The organism is Joostella sp. (assembly GCF_048266025.1).
GTDB lineage: Bacteria > Bacteroidota > Bacteroidia > Flavobacteriales > Flavobacteriaceae > Galbibacter > Galbibacter atrarenae.
The window spans coordinates 1,078,276-1,104,652 of record NZ_JBLXAF010000001.1; the positions used below are offsets into that span (position 1 = coordinate 1,078,276).

19 protein-coding genes are annotated in these 26,377 nt (G+C 32.0%); 10 read left to right on the forward strand and 9 right to left on the reverse strand.

Features of this window, described 5'->3' with window-relative positions; genetic code table 11:
- The first annotated feature begins 1 nt into the window (after position 1).
- Together ACN0TY_RS04580 and ACN0TY_RS04585 are read left to right on the forward strand one after the other, a co-directional pair.
- Positions 2 to 1,183 (forward strand): multidrug transporter, encoded by a 1,182-nt coding sequence (locus ACN0TY_RS04580; RefSeq protein WP_417443536.1) that lies wholly within the window; start codon positions 2 to 4, stop codon positions 1,181 to 1,183.
- 149 nt (positions 1,184 to 1,332) lie between these two features.
- Positions 1,333 to 2,307 (forward strand): acyl transferase, encoded by a 975-nt coding sequence (locus ACN0TY_RS04585; protein WP_417443537.1) that lies wholly within the window; start codon positions 1,333 to 1,335, stop codon positions 2,305 to 2,307.
- Between the two features lie 29 nt (positions 2,308 to 2,336).
- Here ACN0TY_RS04585 and ACN0TY_RS04590 read toward each other — a convergent pair whose 3' ends face one another.
- Positions 2,337 to 2,510 carry a hypothetical protein gene (locus ACN0TY_RS04590; protein ID WP_417443538.1) on the reverse strand — a complete coding sequence of 58 codons (174 nt, stop codon included), beginning with the start codon at positions 2,508 to 2,510 and terminating at the stop codon, positions 2,337 to 2,339.
- Positions 2,511 to 2,604: 94 nt separating this feature from the next.
- Complete coding sequence (locus ACN0TY_RS04595; protein WP_417443539.1) at positions 2,605 to 3,438, reverse strand: hypothetical protein; 834 nt, start codon at positions 3,436 to 3,438, stop codon at positions 2,605 to 2,607.
- A 157-nt stretch (positions 3,439 to 3,595) separates the two neighbouring features.
- Here ACN0TY_RS04595 and ACN0TY_RS04600 point away from each other — a divergent pair, with 157 nt between their 5' ends.
- Positions 3,596 to 4,615 carry a LacI family DNA-binding transcriptional regulator gene (locus tag ACN0TY_RS04600; RefSeq protein WP_236957877.1) on the forward strand — a complete coding sequence of 340 codons (1,020 nt, stop codon included), beginning with the start codon at positions 3,596 to 3,598 and terminating at the stop codon, positions 4,613 to 4,615.
- 3 nt (positions 4,616 to 4,618) lie between these two features.
- Here ACN0TY_RS04600 and ACN0TY_RS04605 read toward each other — a convergent pair whose 3' ends face one another.
- From ACN0TY_RS04605 to ACN0TY_RS04625, 5 genes are read right to left on the reverse strand one after another with little or no spacing between them, the layout of a single operon-like run.
- Positions 4,619 to 5,518: a GyrI-like domain-containing protein gene (locus ACN0TY_RS04605; protein WP_417443540.1), complete on the reverse strand. Its 900-nt coding sequence runs from the start codon at positions 5,516 to 5,518 to the stop codon at positions 4,619 to 4,621.
- Positions 5,519 to 5,530: 12 nt separating this feature from the next.
- Positions 5,531 to 6,880 carry a vanadium-dependent haloperoxidase gene (locus ACN0TY_RS04610; RefSeq protein ID WP_417443541.1) on the reverse strand — a complete coding sequence of 450 codons (1,350 nt, stop codon included), beginning with the start codon at positions 6,878 to 6,880 and terminating at the stop codon, positions 5,531 to 5,533.
- Positions 6,881 to 6,884: 4 nt separating this feature from the next.
- Positions 6,885 to 10,139, reverse strand: coding sequence for a VCBS repeat-containing protein (locus ACN0TY_RS04615; RefSeq protein ID WP_417443542.1), 3,255 nt, complete (start codon positions 10,137 to 10,139; stop codon positions 6,885 to 6,887).
- Positions 10,132 to 13,467: a VCBS repeat-containing protein gene (locus tag ACN0TY_RS04620; protein WP_417443543.1), complete on the reverse strand. Its 3,336-nt coding sequence runs from the start codon at positions 13,465 to 13,467 to the stop codon at positions 10,132 to 10,134. Before ACN0TY_RS04620 ends, ACN0TY_RS04615 begins: the two co-directional genes overlap by 8 nt.
- The gene (locus ACN0TY_RS04625) at positions 13,464 to 16,763 is read right to left on the reverse strand and encodes a VCBS repeat-containing protein (RefSeq protein WP_417443544.1); all 3,300 of its coding nucleotides are present in this window, start codon (positions 16,761 to 16,763) and stop codon (positions 13,464 to 13,466) included. Before ACN0TY_RS04625 ends, ACN0TY_RS04620 begins: the two co-directional genes overlap by 4 nt.
- 260 nt (positions 16,764 to 17,023) lie before the next feature.
- Between ACN0TY_RS04625 and ACN0TY_RS04630 the strand changes: the two genes are divergently transcribed.
- Positions 17,024 to 18,292, forward strand: coding sequence for a sensor histidine kinase (locus ACN0TY_RS04630; RefSeq protein WP_417443545.1), 1,269 nt, complete (start codon positions 17,024 to 17,026; stop codon positions 18,290 to 18,292).
- Positions 18,293 to 18,298: 6 nt separating this feature from the next.
- Positions 18,299 to 18,991 carry a response regulator transcription factor gene (locus tag ACN0TY_RS04635; RefSeq protein ID WP_236957884.1) on the forward strand — a complete coding sequence of 231 codons (693 nt, stop codon included), beginning with the start codon at positions 18,299 to 18,301 and terminating at the stop codon, positions 18,989 to 18,991.
- A gap of 51 nt (positions 18,992 to 19,042) precedes the next feature.
- Here the strand turns inward: ACN0TY_RS04635 and ACN0TY_RS04640 are convergent, their stop codons facing one another.
- The gene (locus ACN0TY_RS04640; protein ID WP_236957885.1) at positions 19,043 to 19,234 is read right to left on the reverse strand and encodes a hypothetical protein; all 192 of its coding nucleotides are present in this window, start codon (positions 19,232 to 19,234) and stop codon (positions 19,043 to 19,045) included.
- A gap of 377 nt (positions 19,235 to 19,611) precedes the next feature.
- Here ACN0TY_RS04640 and ACN0TY_RS04645 point away from each other — a divergent pair, with 377 nt between their 5' ends.
- The 3 genes from ACN0TY_RS04645 (at position 19,612) to ACN0TY_RS04655 (ending at position 23,019) form a co-directional block, all read left to right on the forward strand.
- Positions 19,612 to 20,043, forward strand: coding sequence for a hypothetical protein (locus ACN0TY_RS04645; RefSeq protein ID WP_417443546.1), 432 nt, complete (start codon positions 19,612 to 19,614; stop codon positions 20,041 to 20,043).
- Positions 20,044 to 20,145: 102 nt separating this feature from the next.
- On the forward strand, positions 20,146 to 22,374 hold the full coding sequence (locus tag ACN0TY_RS04650; RefSeq protein WP_417443547.1) for a TonB-dependent receptor: 2,229 nt from the start codon (positions 20,146 to 20,148) through the stop codon (positions 22,372 to 22,374).
- Positions 22,375 to 22,572: 198 nt separating this feature from the next.
- Positions 22,573 to 23,019, forward strand: coding sequence for a protein-disulfide reductase DsbD domain-containing protein (locus tag ACN0TY_RS04655; protein WP_417443548.1), 447 nt, complete (start codon positions 22,573 to 22,575; stop codon positions 23,017 to 23,019).
- Positions 23,020 to 23,095: 76 nt separating this feature from the next.
- Here ACN0TY_RS04655 and ACN0TY_RS04660 read toward each other — a convergent pair whose 3' ends face one another.
- Positions 23,096 to 24,007, reverse strand: coding sequence for a S1 family peptidase (locus ACN0TY_RS04660; RefSeq protein ID WP_417443549.1), 912 nt, complete (start codon positions 24,005 to 24,007; stop codon positions 23,096 to 23,098).
- Positions 24,008 to 24,356: 349 nt separating this feature from the next.
- On the opposite strand from ACN0TY_RS04660, the gene ACN0TY_RS04665 reads away from it, so the two are divergent.
- Together ACN0TY_RS04665 and ACN0TY_RS04670 are read left to right on the forward strand one after the other, a co-directional pair.
- Positions 24,357 to 24,881, forward strand: coding sequence for an RNA polymerase sigma-70 factor (locus ACN0TY_RS04665; RefSeq protein ID WP_417443698.1), 525 nt, complete (start codon positions 24,357 to 24,359; stop codon positions 24,879 to 24,881).
- A gap of 210 nt (positions 24,882 to 25,091) precedes the next feature.
- On the forward strand, positions 25,092 to 26,309 hold the full coding sequence (locus tag ACN0TY_RS04670; protein WP_417443550.1) for a FecR family protein: 1,218 nt from the start codon (positions 25,092 to 25,094) through the stop codon (positions 26,307 to 26,309).
- Positions 26,310 to 26,377: the final 68 nt, after the last annotated feature.

The window sequence follows — 26,377 nt, forward strand, 5'->3', positions numbered from 1 at the left end:
AATGAAAAATAACTTAATTATTGCAATAGCTTGTGTTTCAATGCTATTCTCATGTACAACAGACGATACTGCTGATATTATTATTAATGATAACAGTATTACAAATAATGGAACTGGAGGAAATACTGGAGAGGTAGTTATCCCTATTACTTCAGGAACTATCACTTCTGATTTGACTTTACAAGCAAATACAACCTATTCTGTTAGTGGACCAGTTATTATGGCTGAAGGTTCTACATTAACTATAAATGAAGGTGTAACTGTTTTAGCAGATGCTAATGGTGCAGATGTTTATGTAGCTATTTCACAAGGGGCTAAAATTTTAGCTAACGGAACCGCTACAAACCCTATTATTTTTACTTCTGGTGCAGCTTCACCTGCTGCTGGAGATTGGGGAGGTTTAATTTTATTAGGTAAAGCACCTGTAAACTCTGTTTCAGGAACGGCTACATCTACTTCTGAAATTGCAAGCCTACCTTATGGAGGTACTAATGATGGTGATAGCTCAGGAACTATTCGTTATGTACGTGTTGAATATTCTGGAGGAGCAGCAGACGGGCAGTCTGAAAATAATGGATTCTCTTTCTACGGTGTAGGAAATGGAACTGTGGTAGAGTATATTCAAGCATTTGAAGGGAAAGATGACGGAGTAGAATTTTTCGGAGGAACTGTAAATGTTAGCAATGTTGTAGTAATGAATGCTGAAGATGATTCTATCGACTGGACTGAAGGATATTCAGGAACTATAACTGATGCCTATGTAAAGCATAAATCAGAGCATGATAAAGGAATCGAGGCAGATGGGTTTAATACAGACTTTAGTAATGAAGCTGGGTATTTCTCTAAGCCTTCTGTTAATAACCTTACTATTATTGGAAATGGTTCTGGTACAGGAAATGAAGCAATTCGTTTAAGAGCTGGTACGCAAGGATTATTTACAAATGTTCTTATCGAAGGTTTTGAAGAAGGTTTTGATTTAGACGGAGATCAAGGAGATAATCCTACTGGTGCAGGTGTACTAAGTGGAGATTTAAAAGTTACAAATGTTACTTTTACAGATGTACTTACAAAAATGCAAAACGATACTGGAGAAACATTTACTGAAGCTGATTTTATTTCAGGAGATGGAAATGGAACAGGTACAGATTTCTCTACTTGGGGAGCTGGATGGACAAAACAATAAAACATCTATAACTTATAGCATTGACTATAATTAATTAATAGGAAAATCTCAACAGTTGTCTAGCTGTTGAGATTTTCTATTTTATTTTGATCTCTTAAGTTTCTTTACCTTATAACTAAAACTTATTTTTGCAACGTAAAATAAGGTTTATGAATCCAGAAAGTGTTTTTAAAATTAAAACGAATGCCGACTTTGATGAAGTGGCATTAAATGTTTTTGGATTTCAATATGAAAACAACCCTGTTTATAGGGAGTTCTGCAATTATCTTCATCGCAATCCCAATAATGTTAATGCTATAGATCAGATTCCATTCTTGCCGATTGAATTTTTTAAATCTCATGAGATTTTAAGTACTCAGAGCCCCTTGGAGATTACTTTTACTAGTAGTGGAACCACAGGGAGTTTAACCAGCAAGCATTTGGTTACAGATTTAACTGTTTACGAAGAGAGTTTTAGAAAAGGGTTTTCTTTTTTCTACGGAAATATAAAAGATTATACGGTATTAGCACTTTTACCAGCTTATTTAGAGCGTACAGGTTCATCACTTATCTACATGGTAAATGATATGATTGAGCAATCTGAAGCTCCTGAAAGTGGATTTTATCTAGATAATTTAGAAGAGTTAGCGCAGCACCTCAAAACGTTGGATGCTCAAGGAAAAAAAGTATTGCTTATTGGTGTTTCCTTTGCACTTTTAGATTTGGTAGAAGCATACGATTTCAATTTAAAGAATACCATTGTTATGGAAACTGGCGGGATGAAGGGCCGTCGTAAAGAGATGATTCGAGAAGAGCTACATTCCGTTTTATCAAAAGGGTTTGGGGTGAATAAGATTCATTCTGAATATGGAATGACTGAATTACTTTCTCAAGGATATTCTAAAGGGAATGGTGTTTTTGAATGCCCACCGTGGATGGATATTATAATTCGGGACACCGAAGATGCACTTACTATTTTTGAAGATGGTAAATCTGGAGGAATTAATGTAATCGATTTGGCAAATATTAATTCTTGTTCTTTTATTGCCACACAAGATTTAGGGAGAAAAAAGGGAAAAGAATTTGAAGTTTTAGGTCGTTTTGACCATTCAGATATTCGAGGCTGTAATCTTATGGTGCTTTAATTTTATGATGCTTTTTGAAGAAGGACTAATTAACGGGCAATTAATTTGCCAGTAATTAAAGTAATGCTTCCAATCCCAAATAGTATACCAGCTATAAATCCGATTCCATCATTATCAAAATAAATCATACCAATTACAGAAGTAATAACTAATAAAAGGCCTATAGCTCTAATTTTATTCATGCTAAAAAAGGAAGGTTTCATGATTATATTTTTGAAATGATTGTAGGTTGTAAGTTAGCTAAAAAGCATTAATTAGCAAAATTATAGTTTGAGTAAGGAGTTAGAATAATAGTTTTTATTTTAAATCTAATCTGTAGATATTACCTCCTATAGATTTTGTTTTTTCATCCGTAATATAAAGAGCGTTTTCATTTATAAAAGTGATACCTTCCTTTTGAGAGTCGTGGCCTAACGATAGCACTTCAATAGTTCCATTAAAAAAATCATCGTCAGAGAAATCTTTTAAAATCCATACTTTATCATGTCCTAATAAAGCAACTTTCTTTTTATTTGGACTGATGTCTGCTCCAGTAATAGTACACTTTCGAGGCTGTTCGCAAGTTTTATAACTTGAAATTAATTCAGCTTTATGATTTCCTTTCTTTGCAGGAATTTTATAAAGAAATGTGGTGCCGTCAAATTTATGAGCTCTATTTTTTGTGAATATATATAAGTTGTTATTCAGATAAAAAAAGGCTTCAGCATCATAAAAGCGTTCTTTCTTCTTTGGCGGGAATTTCTTTTGCTCAGGATAATAGAAATTGATTTCTATGGCTTCCAGTTCATCTCCTTTATGAGTTTCAGGGTTTGGAATTTTATAAATTTTTAAATCCTTTCTTTCGTTATCATTATTACCAAAATCTCCAATAAAGATATTTCCTTCTTCATCTTTTGTAATTTCTTCCCAATCTTTGTTTTTAGCATGCTTAATATTAATATCCCTAGTAATATTCCCATTGGTATTTACAGCATATATATGGTCGTCGTTACCAGAATCTGCTACCATCCAAAGAGAGTTTGGATCATTAATTATTTGTATTCCAGAGTTTTCTTCTAATAAATCTGGAGTGTTTGCTATAATTTTTAATTGTCCATAATCCGCTGTACAAGAAAACAGAAAAATGGACATTATTATATTTGTTATTAAAGTTTCGGTTTTCATATTTAGATAAATGTCTTTACTATCTCGTTGATAGGAGTAAATTACGAGTTACTTAGCGAAATAAAAAGCTTAATTTAATCGAAAAAGCTTATTTTTGATTTAAGCAAAAAAGGAAGATATAAAGATGAGGCAAAAAATAACGCTTAAGGAGATTTCAAGAAGATTTAATGTTTCTATTTCTACAGTTTCGAAAGCATTGAAGGACAGTCCTGAAATTAGTGAAAAAACTAAAGAAATAATACAAGCCTTTGCGAAGGAACACCATTATAAGCCTAATAATATCGCCTTGAGCTTAAAGAATCAAAAGACCAAAAATATTGGGATCATCTTACCAGAGATTGTACATTATTTTTTCTCTTCCGTAATTACAGGGGTTGAGCGTTTAGCAACTGCAAAAGGCTATAATGTAATTGTTTGTATCTCTAATGAATCTTTCGATAAAGAGGTTATAAATATGCAAATGCTTGCCAATGGAAGTATAGACGGATTTATAATGTCACTTTCTAAAGATACCGAGAAGAAGCAGGATTTTCATCATATAAATGAAGTTATCAATCAGGGGATGCCTGTAGTAATGATAGACCGAATTACCGAGCAGGTAAGTTGCGATAAAGTTATTATTGACGATTTTCATGGTGCCTATAGTGCCGTTTCTTTCTTAGCGCAAAGTGGACGTAAACGTATCGCGTTAATTACGATGCCAGATTATATGAGTGTTGGTAAATTGCGTACAGAAGGATATAAAAAAGCATTAGAAGACGCAGGATTAGAAATTGATGAAAATCTTATTGTAAAGGTAGAGGATTCTTATAGTGGATTTGAGCCTGTAGAAGAGATGATGAAAAACAATGATGTAGATGCCGTTTTTGGAGTTACCGAATTTTTTGCAGTATCTGCCATGAAAATAGCTCAGAAAATGGGCAAATCTGCGCCTAAAGATATTTCTGTAATAGGTTTTACAGATGGAATTATATCTATAAGTAGTAGTCCATCTTTAACCACTGTGAGCCAACATGGAGAGGAGATAGGAGAAAAAGCTGCCGATTTATTAATTAAAAGGTTAGAGGAAGAAGATTTTGAATCTCGCCCTTATGAAACCGAAATTATTAAATCGACATTAGTAAAAAGAGAATCTACAAATTAGATTTTACTGTGCTATAGGAATATAAATTTCCGATTTCCATGATAATGCATCTCCACCAAAATTTGGATTGTTGTGGAATTTTTCAATTATTTTATTCTTTAGATTTATATCGTGACTTTTAGCATAGTTGTAGATTCTAAACCATGCATGTTGTGAGTACATATAATTCCCATTAAATACAGCTTTAATTGCAGGGACGCTCTTTATATCTCTAAAGAAAATTTCTGGATGTTCCGGGATGCTACTAACTCCTTTTATAGGGAAGCAAAAGTCCATATCAATCGTATTTTTTTCCTTGTCAAAATCATTAATAACAACCATAGGTCTACCTTGCGGCTGTATATTGTTATCTGCTACATAAGCTCCTATATAATTGTAATTTCGCATCATATGTTTTGCTTTCCCTTCAGGGGTGGTTTTTGCATTTACACACGCACAAATACTGTTAGGAGACTGTTCTTCTCTAATAGCACTGACTTTAAAAGTAGATAGGTTTGTTTTCAATTTACTTATAAAGCTAACTGCTATTTTTTTGGATGTTTTTTTAAATTCCGATTCGTAAAAAGGGGCTGTGATTCTATTTATAACATTATTTTCATGCGCTCTAACCCCTAAATTCACTTTTGCTAGAGAATCATTTTCAGTATTGATATCCCAATAAAGGGTGTATTCTTTATTTAAATATTTTAGATTTTGAGTGATATGATTGTATAGGGTGCTGTCTATTGTTTCTGTAACTATAGAATCGTTTGTTTTCTCCCAATTTGAGATGCTATAGAAAACTGTAGCATCAGTAGTTTTTGCTTCAAATCTATAGATATAATCACTTTTTTTAATAAATAAATACCATCCTAATGCACATACAAGGAGTAGAATTAGAATACTCAAAATTTTTCTAGTCATAAGATAATCTTATTAATTTCTACTTGTTTTGTTATTCATTTTATCAAGCTTGCTAATAATATGTTCCGCCATCGATCTTCCTTGTTCCACTCCAACCTCAATCGCTGCTCTGTAATGAATCCCGCCGTAAAGTCTACTCATTGCAGCTTCGTTTGCAGCTTCGTTAAAAGAGGAAAAGGATCTTATTGGGAGTCCGTAAGCGGTTTCTGTATCGTCGTCAAAAGAAAAATTATCTCCAAAAATAGAAGTTAATGTCTTTGCTGCAGCTCCAGAAACTACAGAATGTCCACTTGTATATTCAGGAAAAGGAGGTGTCTGTAATATAGGTTTCCAGTTTTCGTCTATATATTGATTTATAACTGTTTCTGGACGGATTAAATTACTTCTATATTTTTCATCCCAACAGCTTATAAAACCATCAAAAATAGCAATAGCAGTTTTAGTATAAGCGAATACTGTTTTGTTGAAATCTGTCTTTTCATTGCGACAAGCAATTTTTGTAATTCCAATCCAATGTGCTCCAGGAGTAATTTTTTTGGTAGCAAACATTAAGTGACCTTTTGTTACAGAAACATATGGATTACAGTCCCAAAATTTGGCGATTGCAATTCCTTCAGAAGTATCTCCTTCTTTCGTAATTTCATTTCCTACCTCATAAACTTCCATTGTTTCTTTAAAAAACTCACTTTCTTTATCTAAAGAAAATGCTGGAGGAGGAAGGGGTTTAAATTGAGAAGAAGAGTCTATTGCAAGAGGTCTAATTTTCATCCAATGTGGTTCTATTCCATCCATATAAGCTGGTGGCGTAGGTTGCCAACGCGCAGGGTCGTCGCTGTTTACTGTGAACTTAGGCATGGTACGCGTTTGTTTATAATTATCTGTATCTATCCATTCTTTTAAATGACTTACAACAGACATAGCGTAGTTTTTTGAAACCTCAAATTCAGTTTCATTTGTTTTTTTCCATGAAGTGTACAAACTGTCTTGATAAACTTCAATCCGATCTTCAGAAAAAATTAGACTTTTACTTATCTCTAAATGAGCAATAAGAGCAGCTAATTGGTAGTTGAGGTTTGTAGTGTCTTTTGCAGGGGGGATAGGCTTTAAATCTGTAACCACACCAGCGAGCGAATTATATTCGGAATCTTGTTGTGCTATAATCTCATAGGCTGCAATATCTGCATACACAAAAATTCTGCTCGCTACTGGAGGAGAAAAGATATCATGAATCATAATATCTACCACTACATCAATTGCTTCATGCATGTTTTCTGATGTGATTTCAATTGGTTTTTCTTCCTTATTACATGCAATAAAACATAGGGGAGATAAAATTAATAAGAATATAAAAATGCGTTTCATCGGGCTATTTATTATTTAATTTATACAGTTCTGCACTGTTGTTGTTTATGGTAACCAAGAGGTATTCTTGGTTTTTTATGGTTATAATATTTAATTGTGAGATTGCTTTCCTAGAAAAGTCCAATCCTAGATTTGCAGTCGATTCTATTTTATTAATATTGTAAATAAGGGCTCCAGGAAAAGCATCTAATCTTCCTTGAAAAGGCTTTACACCAAAATAATTTCCAGCGGCAAGAACTTCTTCTTTTCCATTGCCAGTAAAATCATGTTTTAAGTAATTTGTTATTGGCGACATTTGCATTTGATTATTAAAAGCATGAAAAGTAAACATTCCTTCTCTATTTTCTAACCAACCAGATTTTAAAGTATGTACTTCAAGGAGCGTTGCTTTTTCTAGTGCTTCAGAACCCATTACTTCTTCGATTGTTTTGCCAGCAAAATCTTTATAATTGGTGAACTTTTTACGCATCATGGATACCATCTGTTCGGAAAGTTCATCTAAATTAGCCAATGTGTAATATTCGCCATTTTTTTCTGTAGCAACAACAGTTTCTGTTCGTTTGTTATTATCAAAATCGCCATAATACATTCGCATCGGGAATTTTTCTGAAGCTATAAATTTCGAGTTTGTTCCCCAGTTACCTAATAAGTAATCTTTATCTCCATCACCATCTATGTCAAATTCAATAATGCTTCTCCATAGTCCGTTTAACTTTTCTTCAGTAGGGAAAACTTCTTCTAAAATTCCATTTTCATTACTGAAAAATTTTGGAGACATCCACTCACCAATAACGATGAGGTCTTTTGTGCCATCATTATTAAAGTCACTCCAAATAGCATCTGTTACCATTCCAGACTTTTCTAGTTCCTTGTTATTTATAGCTTTGAATTGTCCGTTTTCATTTTCTAATAGGTAAGATGTAGGAATCGCACCAAAATCATATGAGATCGCATTATTTCCAATAAATAGATCTAAATCACCATCACTATCAAAGTCATAAGGTTTTATTACTGAAGTATTGTCAAAATATTCTTTAAGTGCACTTTTTGTAAAAGTTGTATCCTTATTTAAATACAAAATATTATTTAGAGGCTTCATTTTTCCGTAGAAATCTCCACCGCCAGTTCCAGAGAAGATATCGTTTTTACCATCTTTATTGAAATCAGCAATAAGAGCAGTTACAATTTCATAAATCGAATCATTTTTGATGATGTCATCTTCTTTTTCAACAAAACTTGTATCATTTTGATAGTATATATGGGCACGTTTAAATTTTGAGCTTCCAAAGAAAATATCATCTTTTCCATCTCCATTTAAATCCCCAATGGCAGTTGCTGGCCCACGATCTGAAATCTGATATGGGATTAGTTTCTGACGGTTGAAATCGATATAATTATCTTCTTCATGTTTAAAATTGATTCCTAAGTTATTATCAACTTTTGAGAATAAAATATTCTTGTTACTTCTAAGACTCGAATAGTCAAATGGTTTTCTGTTATTTTCTGCTGATATATCTAATGTTTGGTTAACAGCAATATTTTTTAGTGTTTGAAAAGTATTGTCTGGCCATATAACGAACAAAGAATCTATGTTTTCTTTATCAGCATATCCAAAATGTATAAATGGTTCTGATGAAGCTTGGAAACCTCTAACAGTATATAGCTCGCGGTATTGTAGTATTCCTTTTTGATATGAAAACACCTTTGTTCCAATACCGAAGCTGTTAGGTTTATTATAATTAAACCTTAGTTTTAGGTAGTTTCCTTTTTTATTAGATTTGTTAATATATAGTGATGCAGGCTGATTAATATTATTTGTTATCAAGTCTATATCCCCATCGTTATCAAAATCTGCTATTGCTGTAGCTCCAGAAATTAGGGTGTCATTTAAAATCCATTTATCAGATTGATTTACAAATTGGAGGTCTTTTTCACCTTCAAAAATAAAGTTATGATAACTCCCAGAAGGCATTAATTCTAACGCCTTTTGATCGACTAATTTTGTGTTATTAAGTTTTTTTCTGATTTGTTGATCAGAAGTAAACTTGATGTAATCTAAATCGTTAGGACGTTTAGGGATTCCGTTAGAAATAAAAATATCTTGCTCCCCATCTTTATTGAAATCTGCAAATAAGGCACTCCAACTCCAATCTGTTGCCGCAATACCGCTCATAAGGGCAATTTCTTCATAGTTATTTCCCTGTTGGTTTAGATGCAACATATTCCTAGTAAATTGATAATGGTAGCCTAATTTTTCAGTACGCATTTTCATCATCTGGATATTATCATCTCCAGCAGAAGATTTTAAAACAGTTTCATTTTCAGGGAGCATATCTAATGAGAGTATGTCTGGAAATCCGTCATGGTTTATATCGGCTACATCATTTCCCATTGAAAATCTGCTTGTATGTCCAAAATGATCTTTGATACTTTCAGTAAAAGTTCCGTCACCATTATTAAGATAATAATAGTCATCTTCATGAAAATCGTTACCTATATAAATATCTGGAAACCCATCTTGATTAAAATCAGAAACAGCCAATCCTAATCCATAGCCATTTATACCTCCATATATTTTTGCTTGCTCGCTTACGTCGGTAAATTTCCCGTTATCATTCCGTAGTAACTTATCTCCTGTAGCATAGTTTCTTTTATTGCGTAGTGAAACATTTCCGAAGGAGTTTTGTGTATGTACAGCATGATTTAGTAGGTATATATCTAGATCTCCATCTAAATCGTAATCTATGAAAGCAGCCGAAGAACTGTAAGAATCGAAATCGAGACCATATTGCTTTGCGCTTTCTGTGAAAGTGGCATCTCCATTATTTATATACAACTCATTATACCCTCTAAAGCCATTAATTCCTACAACTGCACAAACATAAATATCCAAAAGACCATCTCCATTTACATCCCCCATTATAGCTCCAGTATTCCATGTACTATTCCCTTGGATATTGGCAGTAATAGAAATATCTTCAAACTCTAAATTCCCCTTATTAAGGTAGAGTTTGTTCTTTACTTGGTTTCCAGAAAAGAAAATATCTGGTAGATTGTCATTATTAATATCTCCAACAGCAACACCACCACCATTATAAAAATAAAGATAGTCTAGGATGTTTAGTTCTTCTGTATTGATAACTGTGTTAGTAAAGGTAATACCAGTGTCATTACTTGATGGAGTAGAAAATAGATTGCCTTCTTTTTTACAAGAAACCATGAGAGTAGTGAGCAGTATGATTAATATTATTCTATTCATTTATCTTGAATATTTTAGGTTGCTCATCATTAATAGCTATTAATATATAAGACGCTCCAGAAGCATCGTTGAAGCGTTCTATGTTTTTTATTTCTCCTTTAACCGACAATCCAGATTTATAGGCTTTTTGTACTTTGAAATTCCCTTTTCCATCTCCTAAAAGTACGTTTCCTAGACTAGCATCTAGACGTGCAAATTGTGGTTTTAGGTCATAGTTGTTTCCTCCCATAATTAAATCAATATTTCCATCATTATTAAAGTCTGTACACGCAATACTACACACACAAGAAAATTGTAATTCCTTAGGGAGTGGAGTGGTCGTAAATTTTCCATCACCATTATTAATAGCTACCACTGTAGCTGTAGTTGTTACGGTTCTAATCAAAGAATTGTCGAGTGTTTCTTTGGGAAATAACTCATCAAGAGATTTCGTAGCATAATCAGAAGGCTTTAAGTTTTGCTTTTTCAATACCACAATTTGGTTAGTAATCTCTTTCTTTAAATGTATTGGAGTGTCTTTATTATTTATAACTCTTGTTGTAATTTGTTCGATAGTTCCGTTATTATCAAAGTCGTTGACATAAAGTCGTAAAGGTGATTCAGCAGAAGCTTTGTAGGATAAATTAAGCCCATCATTTCCTAGAATTAAATCTTCTCTTCCATCATTATTAATATCTGTAGTTTCAATAGTATTCCACCATCCACCTAAATTAGATAAGTTTGTATCCATAGATATAAGCTCCCTTCCTGTATTTTTTAGTATCAATGGAGCTATCCAATCTCCAATTATTACAAGATCCTTTTTATTGTCATTATCAACATCTACCCAAACAGCATCTGAAATCATACCAGCATCTTTTAATTCGTATGCTTTTCTCTCTGTTACGTCTGAGAAATTCCCACTTCCGTCATTCTCTAGTAATAAGTGATTTGGATTGATACCATAAATACCAACTTTATTTCTCATCCCAATGAAAAGATCATTATCTCCATCTTGATCAAAATCGTATGCTGTAATTACAGCAACATTTTCATTATTAGTCTTAAAGCTTACTTTTGATTTTGAAAAATTTCCGTTCCCATCATTTAAATAAATTCTAACATTATAACTATTCCCTTCATTGATTTCATTCCCGCCAGAGCCTATTATAAGATCCAAATCATTATCTCCGTCAATATCTGTGAATGAAGAAGCGGTGTCTTCAAAAGTAAAATCTTCTTCAAAAATGGGTTGTTTAGAATTTTGAATTTTTCCATCGCCTCTATTTATATACAGATTCCCTGCTTGTCCCTTTGCACCTCCAATATAAAAGTCATCATTTCCATCTCCATTTACATCTCCAACTGCAACTGTAGGTCCCTCTTGAGATATTTTTTTAGGGATTAAACCTTCATAATCAAAGTCAGAGAAGACGTTTTCTTTATGTTTGAAAAGCGTTTGATTTGATAGTTCACTTAAATATGTTTTTTCAACTTTTTTATTATTTGTTATAAGGGGATTGGTGATAGCGTTGGATTCTTTGATAACTAACAAAGAATTTGTTTTTATGTTATAAACCTGTTGCGTTTTTCCACCAGGCCAGTATATATGAGCAGAATCTATAGTTTTTTCTTCTCCAGTACCTAATGTAATTTTATAATCTACGGAAGATTGAAATCCTCTAGATGGGATTAACTCATTTTTTATAACGCCCTCCTTTATAAATAGTTTTGTTATGGCACCTATCCCGAAAGTATTTTGTCCTGAACCCTCTAGTTTTATTTCCACAGAGTGATTATTAGGAAATATCTTTTCAGAATTATTTTTGTAGATAAATGCGGGCATATTTACATTATTTACGATAAGATCTAAATCTCCATCGTTATCAAGATCTCCATATGCAGAGCCGTTTGAGAAGCTAGGAGTATTAAATCCCCAATCTTCTGACTTTTTTGAAAAAGTTAAATTTTTGTTGTTTTGAAAGGCATAGTTTAAAATAGGAACTCTAGGCATTTTACTGATGATACTATCTATTTCTTGCTTCTTTCCAGTAGTTACCATTTTTTGAATAAGCTCATTTGCAAAGAAATCCATGAAGTCACCATCAGTCAGATCATGATTCATTCCGTTAGAAACATATATGTCTCGGTATCCATCATTATCCATATCAAAAATAAGGGGACTCCAACTCCAATCTGTTTTTGATACGCCACTAAAATGGGCAATCTCCGAAAAATTATTTGCTCCATTATTGAGCTGTAATGTGTTTTGCATTTGTTGATTAAAGAATCCTCGATTTTGTCTTAGTTGATAGATGTCAGGTCTATCGAATTCACTAACTTCTTTGGCTCTTGCATCATTCTCAGCGAGCATATCAGTAACGAAAATATCTGTGTTTCCGTCATTATTTATATCCCCCATATCTGCACCCATAGAAGAATGGCTTATGTGTCCCGTCCAGTTTTCTATATCTTCAGTAAAAGTTCCATCTTGGTTGTTTATGTAGAGATAGTCTCGCTCATAAAAATCATTTGAAATATAGATATCTGGAGAGAAATCATTATTAACATCACCGATAGTAACTCCTAGCCCAAAGCCGATAAGGCTACCATAGATGCCAGCTTCTTCGCTAACATCAATAAATTTTCCATTATCATTTCTCATTAATTTATCACCGCCTCCTAAGAACTGTTTAGGTAGATTCCATTTTTCAGCTCTCAAATCTCTTTTATTATTATACTGTAGGCTACTTACAGGGATAAAGCTGTTATTTAATATATAAACATCTAAATCTCCATCTTTATCATAGTCAAAAAAGGCAGCATGAGTTGTGAATCCTGATTCTGCTAGGTTATATTCTTCTGCTTTTTCAGAAAACGTTAGATCTCCATTGTTTATAAAAAGCTCATTTTTTTGACTGTCTCCTTTTACGTTACCAGCATTACATACATAAATATCTAGCAATCCATCTGCATTAATATCTACCATTACTACTCCAGTAGACCATGCCTTAGATCCTTTAACTCCAGATGTTTCAGTAATGTTTTCAAATTTGAAGTTTCCTTTATTTAGAAAAAGTTGATTCTGATTTTGGTTTGAAGTGAAATAGATATCTGATAAGCCATCATTATTAATATCACCAATAGCAACACCTCCACCATTATAAAAATTTCGATAGTTGAAAATATTAAAATCTTTATGGTTAATCACTTTGTTTTCAAAGTTTATGCCTGTTTCGGTACTATCTAATAGAGAAAATAAGAATTCCTTGCCTTTACTTTTTTCTACACTTTTATTACATGAGGTAAATAGCGCAAGGAAGGATAGTGTTATGAATATTCTTTTCATGGTGTTGTTGTCTCTTTTTGTAAAAAAACAGGTTCGCTATTATTAATGGTAATAATATAGTAAACCTTGTTTTGTATTTTTATTTTATTGATATCTCTAGCTGGTCCTGAGATTTTGAAATTTTGTTTTCTTTCAACATTAAAAAAACCATGTTGGTCGTTTATTAATAAGAGGCCATTCAAAGCGTCTAATCGTCCTAATTGTGTGCTAATCTCATAGTTGTTTCCAACTAAAAGTAAGTCTTTAAAAGCATCGTTATTAAAATCGTCTATTTCAATATCATTAATAGAGGAGTTTTGTGTAGGGAATGGCAGTTTATGCGCTGTAAAAGTGTTGTTGCCATTATTTTCAAAGTAGGTGGACTCTAATTTAAAAACTTGCTTTTTAAGGGCTTTATCTATTTTTTCTTTTGGAAAAATATCATCGAAAGGAGCAGAAGCAAAGTCAGCATAAGAGAGATATTTTTTATTCAATATAGGAAGTTGTTTTACTAGTTCTTCTTTTGATGAAAAAGTAGTTTCTTTTCCTTTATAAAAATAAGAAACAATAGGTTCTATGCTTCCATTATCATCAAAATCGTTACTATATAATGTTATAGGCTCTTCCTTAGAAGCCTTTAATCTGGTGTTCAGTCCCCAATTTCCAGCTACAAAATCTATATCTCCATCTTTATCGAAATCTGCCACTTCAATACTATTCCACCAACCGTTGGTATTATTTAGATTAGTGTCCAGAAGTTTTAACTCCTCGCCGTTATTTATAAATATTGAAATTGGCATCCAATGTCCCACAGCAATAGCATCTATATAAGAATCGTTATTTAAATCAATCCACTTTATATCTTGGACATTTCCTATATGCTGAAAATCTTTAGCATATGTTGCTGTAATATCTATAAATTTCCCGTTACCATCATTCTGAAAAATATATTGTGGAGTTGTTTCTCCAAATATTTTTGCAGTTCCATTAGACGTAATTATTAGGTCGTTATCATTATCATTATCTATGTCTATAGCTTTAACTGATGATGCATTTATAAATATGTTTTTAAACTGAAGTGTGTCTTTTACCATCATCCCACTTTCGTTAAAGTAGAGTCTGGGGGAAAGTGGGTTTCCGGTAATGAATTCGTTTCCTGCGCTAATAACTATTAAATCGTTATCACCATCGTTATCCGCATCAAAAAAAATATTATCAATATCTTCATTCAAAGCATCTTCTTTAAAAAGGTCATTTTGAATGGCAGTAAAATGCCCATCTTTTTCTTGTAGGTAAAGTGCGGAGGGGAAGGATTTTGATCCGCCAATAAATAAATCTTCACGACCGTCATTATTTATATCTCCAACCGCTGTTTTTGGTCCTAGATTGGTGCTTGCAAAAGGAATGAGGGGGTTTCGGTTGAATTCAATAGATGAAAAATCTTTGTGTGTAAATGGAATTTTAGGAGCTACATTACTTAGAAAGAGATTTTTTTTACCATCGTTATATTTAAATTTTTGTTTTGCATTTTTATGAGAAAGCGTAAGAGTTGAGTTTATTTGTGGTGTTTTTATTTTTTCTGTATTTCCATCTGGCCAAATAACTCTTAAAGAATCAATTTTAGTTACTGCGCCTAATCCAAAATGTAATTCAGGGGCTATGGCCGACATAAACCCTCTTGTATTGTAATTTTCAGAGGTAAGTTCTAATGTATCTGAATATACTCTTACAGTTGCTCCGATTCCAAACCTATTTTTCTCATTACCCTTAAAATTTATTTTCAGGTAATTATTATTTTTCAATAGTTCTCGAGCATTATTCTTTATTACAAATGCATTTTCGTTTACATTATTAACAACAAGATCTAAATCTCCATCATTATCTAAATCAGCATAAATATTTCCATTGCTAAAAGAAGGGATTTCTTTAAACCATTTTTTAGTTACGTTTTGGAAGGTATTATCGCCATTATTTTTAAAAAAATAATTTGAGATATGTTTTTCAGGAATTTCATCTACAAGAATTAGATCTTCCTTCTTCATGCCTTTTCCTAACCTTTTTTGGATATTCTCATTCGCTATAAAGTTTATAAAATCCATATCGTTCGTAGCACCTAAAATTCCGTTAGAAATATAAATATCCTTAAGGCCGTCATTGTCAAAATCTGCGATTAGTGGTGCCCAAGACCACTCTGTAGCTGCAATACCACTTGAAAAAGCAGTTTCTGTAAATTGAAAACTCCCATTATTTAAATGCAATGTGTTTTGCATAAACTGTGGAGTATATCCATTTTTTAGGTAGCCGTTGTAGGTCTGAAAATTATACTCTGTTCCAGAAGTTTTAAAGCTCTCTAAATTTTCAGGAAGCATATCAACAGATAGAATATCGGTTAACCCATCGTTGTTAATATCTGCAATGTCATTTCCCATAGAGTAGTGGGTGGTATGCCCTAAAATAGTTTCATCTATGGTATTAAAATCTTTAAAAGTTCCGTCTTTTTGATTGATATATAAATAATCATTTTCAAAAAAATCATTTCCTATATAGACATCTGGATAGCCATCGTTATTTATATCTGATATAGAAACTCCCAATCCATACCCAATACTTCCTTGGTGAATTCCTGCCGCAATTGAGTTGTCTTTAAAAAATCCATTTTCATTTTTATATAGGCGATCCCCAGACAAAGAGTCTATTGTGTTTCTTTTGTTTCCATTGCCGTAAGTACGGTTGGGGTGTACGGAGTGGTTAAGTAAATACATGTCTAAATCCCCATCCAAGTCATAATCAAAAAAAGCTGTTTGTGTAGCGTATGTGGAAATATCCAAACCATATTTTTTTGCTTCTTCTTTAAATTTAGGAATCCCTTTTTCATCGATTCCCTGGTTTATATACAATAAATTGTGACTGTTTTCTGAGTAAGCTCCCACTTTCGCAATATAAATATCTAGCAGTCCATCATTATTTATATCTGCTGTGGTAACACCAGTTGTCCAATTTTTAGCATTGTTAATTCCAGAAATCTCAGTGATATCTATGAATTTAAAGTCTTTCTGATTTAAATAAAGCTTATCTTCTGTTTGATTTCCTGTAAAATAAAGATCTATCCATCCATCATTATTAAAATCTGCAGCAGCAACTCCAGCGCCATTATAGTAATATAAATAGTTGAGAATATTTAATTCTGGAGTATTAGTAAGAGTATTTTTAAAGTCTATAGAAGTTTCCTTGGAGCTTAAAAGTGTAAACTGTTTGTTTTCCTTAGAACAGGAAAACAAGAGTATAATAATTAGGAATGTTATAATCCGATCTTTCACTTTTAACTAAATTCTATTATTTTACTTCTGAGTTTCAAATTAGTGTATGTTATCAACTAAAAAAAGCTAACTTGGGAGCTAGCTTTTTTTATAGTTTATAGTATGAAGAACCCTAAACTAACTGAACACTGCTAATATATAGAATTGGAAAGGTAATGAGGTTAATGATAAAACAAAAAGATTAACGAAAGGTTAATTTGATTAATGAAGTATTAATTACGCAAAAGAGTTGTTATATTTTACTTATTTAGATACTTGTAATGCTGAATTTTAAGAAAGGATATATTATAGTTTTTGTAATCTCGGTCATTGGTCTGTCTTTTATTCAGTATCAATATTTAAAACTTGGATTGAATTTAGCTAAAGTTCAGTTTAATACAAAGGTAGGTCAAGCCTTACAGACTATAAAAACGGATTTAAGCAGTCAGAATGAACTCACTTTTTTAATAGACCAAGCAATAACTAAAGACGAATCTTATTTTACATTAAGTGTAGATAGTATTCAAGATGCTTCTAGTCATTTTCTGAATGATTTTTTAGTGGATCGACTCTTAGAAAGAGGAGTGAAGTCAGATTTTCAATACCGTCTATATAAGAATGATAGCACCGTTTATTTAGTATCCCCAAGTTTTGAAAAATATGATAATGAAGAGCTAAAATTCCCTGTTGTATTGTCTGGATACCTTCCTAATAAATTGGGTGAAAGATTAATCTTAGAGCTTCAATTTAAAGATCTAGCCACTTATTTTCTTTCGCAGTTAAATGGTTTAACAATTCCGAGTTTAATCTTTATGGTAGCTATTATTATAGTTGTTGTTTGGGTTTTTAGATCACTTTATTGGCAACGGAATGTTATTACTACTACAAATGATTTTATAAATAACCTGACCCATGAATTAAAAACACCTGTTTTTTCGATAGGTTTAGCAACCAAATTATTAGAAGAAAAAGCAACAGAAGAAACCAAACCGATAATTGCAATTGTGAGGGAGCAGAATGATAAATTAAAGGTGCATGTAGAGAAAGTATTGGATTTAGCAGGAATAGAGAGTAATCGTAGTGTTCTTAAGCTTGAAAAGCATGATTTCTATCCTGTCTTGGAGAATTTATGTGCTTCATTTTCCAAATTATCTGAACTTGAAAAGGTAGATTTTAAATATCTTTTAGAAGGCGATTCGTATATGATTTTTTGTGAGATCGCCCATTTAGAAAATGCAATTAATAACCTCTTAGATAATGCGAAAAAATATTCTGAAGGGATTCCTAAAATTAGGTTGAAGTCTTTTATAAAAGATGGTTACTTTTATGTGACGGTAAAAGATGAAGGAATAGGAATCCATGAAGGGGAGTTGAAAAATGTATTTAAAAAATACCATCGTATTTCCTCAGGAGATCTTCACAATGTTAGAGGTTATGGACTTGGTCTAAGCTATGTTAAACAGGTTGTAAAGTTACATAATGGTAAAGTTCAACTGGAAAGTAAACCAAGTATAGGAACAACAGTAACAATAAAAATACCAGTTAAATAAATAAGAATGGATAAGATATTATTGGTTGAGGATGATAATTCTCTTGGTTACCTACTCAGTGAATATTTGAAGATGAAAAGCTTTCAATTGGTATGGGCTAAAGATGGATTGATGGCACTTGAAATTCTAAAAAAAGAGGATTTTGATTTAATCATTTTGGATGTTATGATGCCAAAAATGGATGGTTTTACCTTAGCCTCAAAAGTGCGAGATTCGTTCCCGTCGATTCCATTTATTTTTTTAACAGCAAGATCTCTAAAAATTGATGTTTTAAAGGGGTTTTCTTTAGGTGCTGTAGATTATTTAAAAAAACCAATAGATGAGGAAGAGCTTGTAGTAAGGATACAGACCTTATTATCTCGATTAAAAATTAATAGTCCAGAAAACTCTGATAGTGATGAAATTTCTATAGGAAACTATAAATTCCATTATAAAAATCAGCAATTAAAGTATAGAGAAGAAGATGTTGTTTCTTTAACAGCAAGGGAAAGTGAGCTTTTAATGTTTTTGTATAGACATAAAAATGAATTATCGTTACACAAAGATATTTTAGTTACAATATGGGGTGAGAATGACTATTTTAATAGAAAAAGCTTGAATGTTTTTATTTCTCATTTAAGAAAATATCTAAGTAAAGATGCATCTATTTCAATTGAAAACGTGCATAATAAAGGCTTCTTATTTAAAATTGATCAATAAAAAACGCCTCGTTATCGAGGCGTTTCTAAATATAATTTTATAAATAAGCTTTTAAGCTGTTAATGTACATTCTTCACAATCTTTAATAGTACCGTAGTAAGTTTCTCTGTATTTGTGCAGAGTTTTTAGAGGCACACCAAGTAAGTGCTTTTTAATGTAAGTTACTTTAACACTTACACTCCCCATTTTTCTACTGTACCTTTTTTCTAATTTTGTTTTTCTTTTTATTGTTATAAAAGCCATAATGTGTGTGCCCTTAAGTAAGAGCCAAATACGCCAAAATAAATTCGGAATATTATTAAGATAAATTTTTAGGTGAATGCAACTAGGTCTCTCCATGTTGCGAACGACACAAATATCGTAAATATAATGCTCAAATTCAAATAGTTATATACTATGCTAATTATTATACTATAATAAAAACCTATGACTACGGTTATTTTTCAATAAAATTATTGATAATTGAGGTGACTGATAATACTTGTAATCTTGCTTTATTGCTATTATTGAAGGGGTTTCATTAACTTTGTTTTTTATAATCTGTTGACACTAATTTTTTGAAGGGTATAATTCATATAAAACTAATCTTATTACGCTGTTTTCTGTTAGGAATTTTATGTATGTATCTCTTTATCCCATATAAAAGTCATATTTTTAATGTACTTCACAGTTTATCCCATAAATTAGAATTGGTTTTTGATGAAGATCATCATGCTCAACCGCATACTCATACACATATCGATAATCATTCTCATTCTAGTAAACACCATCATCAACCCCATTCCTCAGAACATGCACATGTAAAAAAGGTAGCTCCTCATCAACATGATTATTTAACTTCTTTGATGGATTTTTTTACTTCAGCAGAGAAGAGTAAAAAAAAGGATGATAAAAATTTCATACTGAGTAATTTGGATGAACATATTCATCCAGAAATATATGTTTTTCAGTATCAAAATGTATTTGTTAACATTCAAAAAGATTGGCTTTTGTGTCATTCTTCATACTATGTTACGCTATCGGTTACAACGCCGCCTCCTAAATTAGTTTAAGCACATACGTATATTTTATAGACTTCTTTTTTTAAGAAGCTATTGATATGCCTTTAAATTAAAAGGGAGGAATCCCTATGGTTAAATTTTTAAATTATTATAATGAAATATATAATAACAGCATTTTGTATGCTTGTTGTCAGCATAACTTATGCACAATCTTTATCGGGAAAAGTGGTAAATTCTGAAGGGTCGCCACTTCCTGATGTAGGAATATTTAATAGATCTACTGGAAGTCATTCTCATTCTAATGAAACTGGGTCTTATAGCTTGATAAAAACTCAAGTAGGGGATTCAGTTTATTTTTCTAGATTAGGATATAAAACGGAATTAGCAATTATAACCAAGACCGATTTATCTGGAAAAAGGAATGTTGTACTTTCCGAAGCAAATATCTCTTTAGATCAAGTGGTATTGGTGTCTGAGGTGAATGCACTCAGCAAGTTTGTAGATGTAGATATTCAAACAAATCCAGTAAAATCGTCCCAGGAAATTTTAAGAAAGGTTCCAGGATTAATTATTGGTCAGCATGCAGGAGGAGGAAAGGCTGAACAGATTTTCCTTAGAGGTTTTGATATAGATCACGGTACAGATGTTTCTATTAATGTGGATGGAATGCCAGTAAATATGGTTTCACATGCACATGGACAAGGATATTCAGATTTGCACTTTGTGATCCCGGAAACTATAGACGATATTAATTTTGGTAAGGGCCCTTATTATGCCAATAAAGGTGATTTTACCACTGCAGGATATGTAGATTTAAATTTGCGTAAATCGTTGGATAAAAGTGTCGTTTCTGTAGAAGTAGGTCAGTTTAATACAAGTCGCTTTATGGGGATGCTTAAAGTATTAGATACTGAAAAAAGTAATGCCTATGTGGCATCTGAGCTTTATTTGACAGATGGTCCGTTTGATTCTCCACAGAATTTTAATAGGATAAATGTGATGGGTCGCTATAATTATAAGCTTGCAGATGATGAAGATCTAACGATAACGGCTTCTCATTTTCAAAGTAAATGGGATGCTTCTGGTCAGATTCCACAGCGTGCTGTAGATGAAGGATTAATAGATAGATTTGGAGCGATAGACGATACAGAAGGAGGAGAAACAAGTAGAACAAACCTTCTAGTAAATCATATTAAATTGTTAGATGAAGACCGCGCTGTAAAGACGAAGGCATATATCTCGCAGTATGATTTTGAACTGTTTTCAAACTTCACATTTTATTTAGATGATCCAGTAAATGGAGATCAAATTCAGCAAAAAGAAAGCCGTATAATAGCAGGAGCAGAGTCTGCCTTCGAAAGAAGTAATCTTACATTAGGAGAGAATATACATTTTAAGTATCAAGCGGGAGCTGGTTTTAGGTATGATAATGTAGATGATGTTCAACTTTCTCATACTGTAAATAGAAAGGAAATCCTTGAACGATTTGCTTATGGAGATGTAGATGAGGTAAATACTTACGGGTTTGTAAATACAGAGTTTAGATTAGGTAAATGGACGTTTAATCCAGCTTTGAGAATTGATTACTTTAAATTTGATTATGTAAATAAGCTTACAGAAACATATGATAATAAGAGTGAAAATAAAGTAGCTTTCAGTCCTAAGTTTAATACTATATATTCTGTAAACTCCAATTGGCAATTATTTTTTAAAACAGGAATGGGCTTCCATTCTAACGATGCCAGAGTTGTAGTTGCTAACCAAGGGGAGGATATTTTACCAGCAGCATATGGAGCAGATTTAGGGACTATCTATAAACCTATTAATAAGCTAGCTATTAATGCAGCTTTATGGTGGTTGTATTTAGAGCAAGAGTTTGTTTATGTTGGAGATGCTGCTATAGTTGAGCCTAGCGGAGAAACTAGACGTATGGGAATAGATGTTGGTGCTAGATATCAAGCGTTGCCATGGCTATATCTCTATGCGGATGCAAATTATGCATATGGAAGAAGTGTAAATGATCCAGATGGGAAAAATTATATTCCTTTGGCTCCAGATTTTACATCTGCTGGAGGTATTTTAATTGAAAATTTAGGAAATTTCTCAGGAGCTCTGACATATAGATATATAGATGACCGACCAGCAAATGAAGATGATTCTATTGTTGCTGAAGGTTATTTTGTGACCGATTTTAATGTGAGTTATACTAGAAATAATTGGACATATGGTATCATTATTGAAAACCTTTTTGATACAGAATGGAATGAAACCCAATTTGCAACAGAAAGTCGCTTGTTCGATGAGCCTGAACCGGTGGAAGAAATTCACTTTACGCCTGGTACTCCTTTTTATTTGAGAGGGAAAGTTACAGTTAGATTTTAGAAGGTAATGTTTTTTTAATCAACGAATAATGGAAGTGAATAGGTAAGGTGAATGTTAATTTATCTTATCTATTCCACCCATTTTTATTTTTTATAACTCTTATTAATAGATGTTGGATTTAATTCATTAGTGTTATTGATTATTAAATGATAATGGTGTAAATCCTTCTTTTAACGATTTAACCTTTAATAGATTTATATGAAAAAAATATTTTTTTTGTTTTTAGTAACTATAGCTTTGAATGCTAGCGCTCAAATATATGAACCTGTAGAATGGGCTACTTCTGTAGAGAAAACATCAGAGAAAGAGTTTGTTTTAATAGCAACAGCAACTATTGAAGAGGGGTGGCATTTGTATTCTCAAAATGTTCCTGAGGATGGACCGATTGCAACTACTTTTACTTATGAAGAAATTTATGGAATGGAAGTAGTTGATAAAACTTCTGAAGGAGAAGGTCATGAAGTTTATGATAATGTTTTCGAAATGGATATAAAATATTTTGAAAACAAAGCTGTATTTAAACAGAAAATAAAACTTAATCAGCCACACGGCGGTATTATTAATGGTGTTGTGGAATTTATGGTTTGTAATGATAAAAGTTGCCTACCTCCAAAAGAAGTAGATCTAACATTTAATTTGAAATAGCTTTTCTTTTAAACCAACGAAAAAGGGGAAAACACATTTTGTTTTCCCCTTTTTTTATGTAGAATATTGAAAGTGTTTATCCTTCATTACTTTGCAATAACTCTTTAATTACTATTACTGGAACGGTGTTTTTTGTTACCATTTGTAGGTTTTTTTGTTTAGACTGATTGGCATAATAAGAATGTGTGCTAGAAACAGTTCCAATAGCATTTCCGTAGATATCAATAACTGGCCCTCCGCTAGATCCTTTTGCATAATCTGCTGTAATACTCATGACATATTGTGTTGTATCATTATTTTTTCGCATGTCGTTTCTAGAAACCATCCCTTTAGTGAAGTAGTAAAATATCTGACTAGGATGACTAATAACAAAAGCAGATGCACCGATTGGAGCAGGAGCTCCTAAAGACATTGGAGTCAGCTTATCTCCATTAGTTTCAAGTTCTAATATGGCAACATCATTGTCTTTGCTTGCTGATAAAACATTTTTTACTTGGTATATTTTTCCGTCTGCGGTTCTTGCGACAAACGCTTTTTTATCGAACTTAATATTCGTGTAAGACTTCACTACATGATAATTAGTAATAAAGATACCGTCTTCATTTATTGTATATCCAGATGCATTTCCCATGTGTGTTTTATCGCAAGTATTGCATAGATATGCATAACCTATTATTAAAGTAGATTTCTTTCCTTCATTAAATATTTTTTCAGAAGTTAAAACATCTTTTTTGGGCTCTGGTAAATCCAAAGAAATTACTTTGTTAGAAGCTAGAAATAATTGTTCCTCTGCTTGGTCTCCTTTTAATATAATCTTGTTGGACTTTATAAGGTTTCCAGTTTCAGTCTTCATTTCCTCAATAATACTTGTTGGGTCTTGGTATTCTACAGAGGTATTTTCCTTTTGTGCATATGTTGTGTAGCAGAATAGAAATGTAAATAAGTAGGTGTAAATACTAATTGTAGATAGGTTTTTTAATGACTTCATTATGATAGTAGTTTTATGGTGTTATATAATATATGAGTATAGCCGTAGATAATAGGGTGGTTAACTATATGTTAATTTTTAAAAATCAAAACTTTAACATATGATAGAAGTGAAGCACTTTTTATAAACATCATAATTTATTTTGGAGAATTATTCGGAAATTAATAATTGAAGCCAAAAAAATAAGCATATGAAAATTCCTATAACTATTTTAAGATAATTACATGGATTTAATAAGTTAAAATCTTTTATAAAGTTTAAAGAAAAAGGTTTAATTCAGTTGAAAAAATTATATTTACGCCCCAATTGTTAAATATATCACAAGATTAGAGTAGTTGATACAAATAGTATAAATGCAGAAGAAGCCTTTGAGAGTTTATTTAATGAACTTTACACAAGGTTATTTGCCTATTGTTTTGATTACGTTAAAGATCAATATGTTGCTGAGGAGATTGTAGAGGAAGCGATGCTTTTCTTATGGGAGAGGAGAGAAGATCTCGACCATATTAAAAATATAAAGGCTTATATGTATTCTGTTGTTCGAAACAAATCGTATACTTTCTTAAATAAAAAGCAGCAAACAGTTCATTTAGAAGATGAGATGTATGATGCTCCAGTAGAAATTGATTCTGAGATTATAGAAGAAGAAGTTTATGCTGTGTTGATTGAAGCTTTAGAAATTCTTCCCGAAAAATGCAGAAAAGTATTTGAACTATCCTGTATAGAAGGATTAAAGTATAAAGATATTGCAGAAGATATGGGGATTTCAGTAAATACAGTTAAATCGCAGCGTGCTAGAGCAATTGAGCTTCTTAAAAAAAATCTTGATAATCATCCGTTATTGCTATTATTTCTAGCTTCTTTTTTAAAATAAAATATAATTTTTTCTTTCTACAGATAAATCAAAGTTTGCTTTTAAACTTCAGCTTTTGAGGCGTTCTTGTTGTTGTTTTGCTCTATTAAATTCACCTTAAATGTTAAAATTTTAAATTTTATTAAGTTTTCTTCCACCCATTTCTATTTCGCATTAGTCTTACTAATATAACAAAAGTTTAAGGGTTTAATAACACCCTAATAATAAGAAATGAATATAAATACAGATCCATATCATATTGCCGATTTAATTTACAAGTCTCTGATAGACTCTTTATCTCCAGAAGAAAGATTAGAGCTTGACAAGTGGCTAGAAAACAAGCATAATTTAGATCTCTACACTAAAATTCTGAGTAGGGATGGTATTAATAGTAAGAGGAAAATATATGCTTTAGTAGACAAGAGGAGTGCTTTTTTAAAATTGAAAAATAGAATTCAGGTAATAGATGCAAAGAATACTAGAAAGAAAAGATTAGTCACTTTTTATAAATATGCAGCAGTTTTTCTTCTACTTATTTCTTCAGGGTATATAATTTTCACACTAAATAATAATGGAATAGATTCTTCGGTTGAGGTAGTAGAAACAATTAAGCCTGGTTTTGAAAAAGCAACTTTAGTTCTAGGTGATGGTAGTACAGTAAGCCTTGAAAAGGATGAAAATAGAATTATAAAATCTGAAGATGGAGTAGCTCAAATCGAAAATAGAGATAACATATTAAAGTATAGTAATGATGAGAAGAAAGAACTTGGAGAGGTACAGTATAATACACTTTATGTGCCTGTTGGAGGGATTTATAAATTAGAATTACCTGATGGTTCTAAAGTATGGGTTAACTCTGCTTCTTCGATCAAATTCCCAGAAAGTTTCTCTGCAAATAAGCGTATAGTGGAGTTAGAGGGAGAAGCTTATTTCGATATAGTAAAAGACCCTAGAAGAACTTTTGTAGTAAAAACAAACTTAACAGAAATAAGTGTGCTCGGTACTTCTTTTAATGTTAGTAATTATGATAATGACACCTTTTTTTCTACCACACTTGCAGAGGGTAAAATAAAGCTAGTCAATACAAATGATCCTGAGAATGAAGTGATTTTAAATCCAGGGGAAAGAGCAGTTTTAAACAACGATGGGACTCAAGATATAAAAGTAGAGAATGTAGATGTAGATGTGTACACAGCTTGGATAAAAGGTAAATTCTATTTTGAAAGAGAAACATTAGAGGATTTGTTTAAAAAGGTAGGAAGATGGTATAACTTCAATCCTGTTTTTTTAGATGAAGGGCTTAAACAATCCTTATTTACTGGGGCAGTTTCTAAAGAAAATGATCTCGAGTATCTGCTAAAGATGATTAGTAAATCTTCAAAGATAAAATATAAAATCACCAAAAATAAAAACCATGAAAGCTATACTGTAGAAATCTCAAAAAAATAAAAAAATCTGGGAAAATGTTGACGCATCTCCCCAGATATGAAAAGTTGTCAATTTAACTATCCACGTCT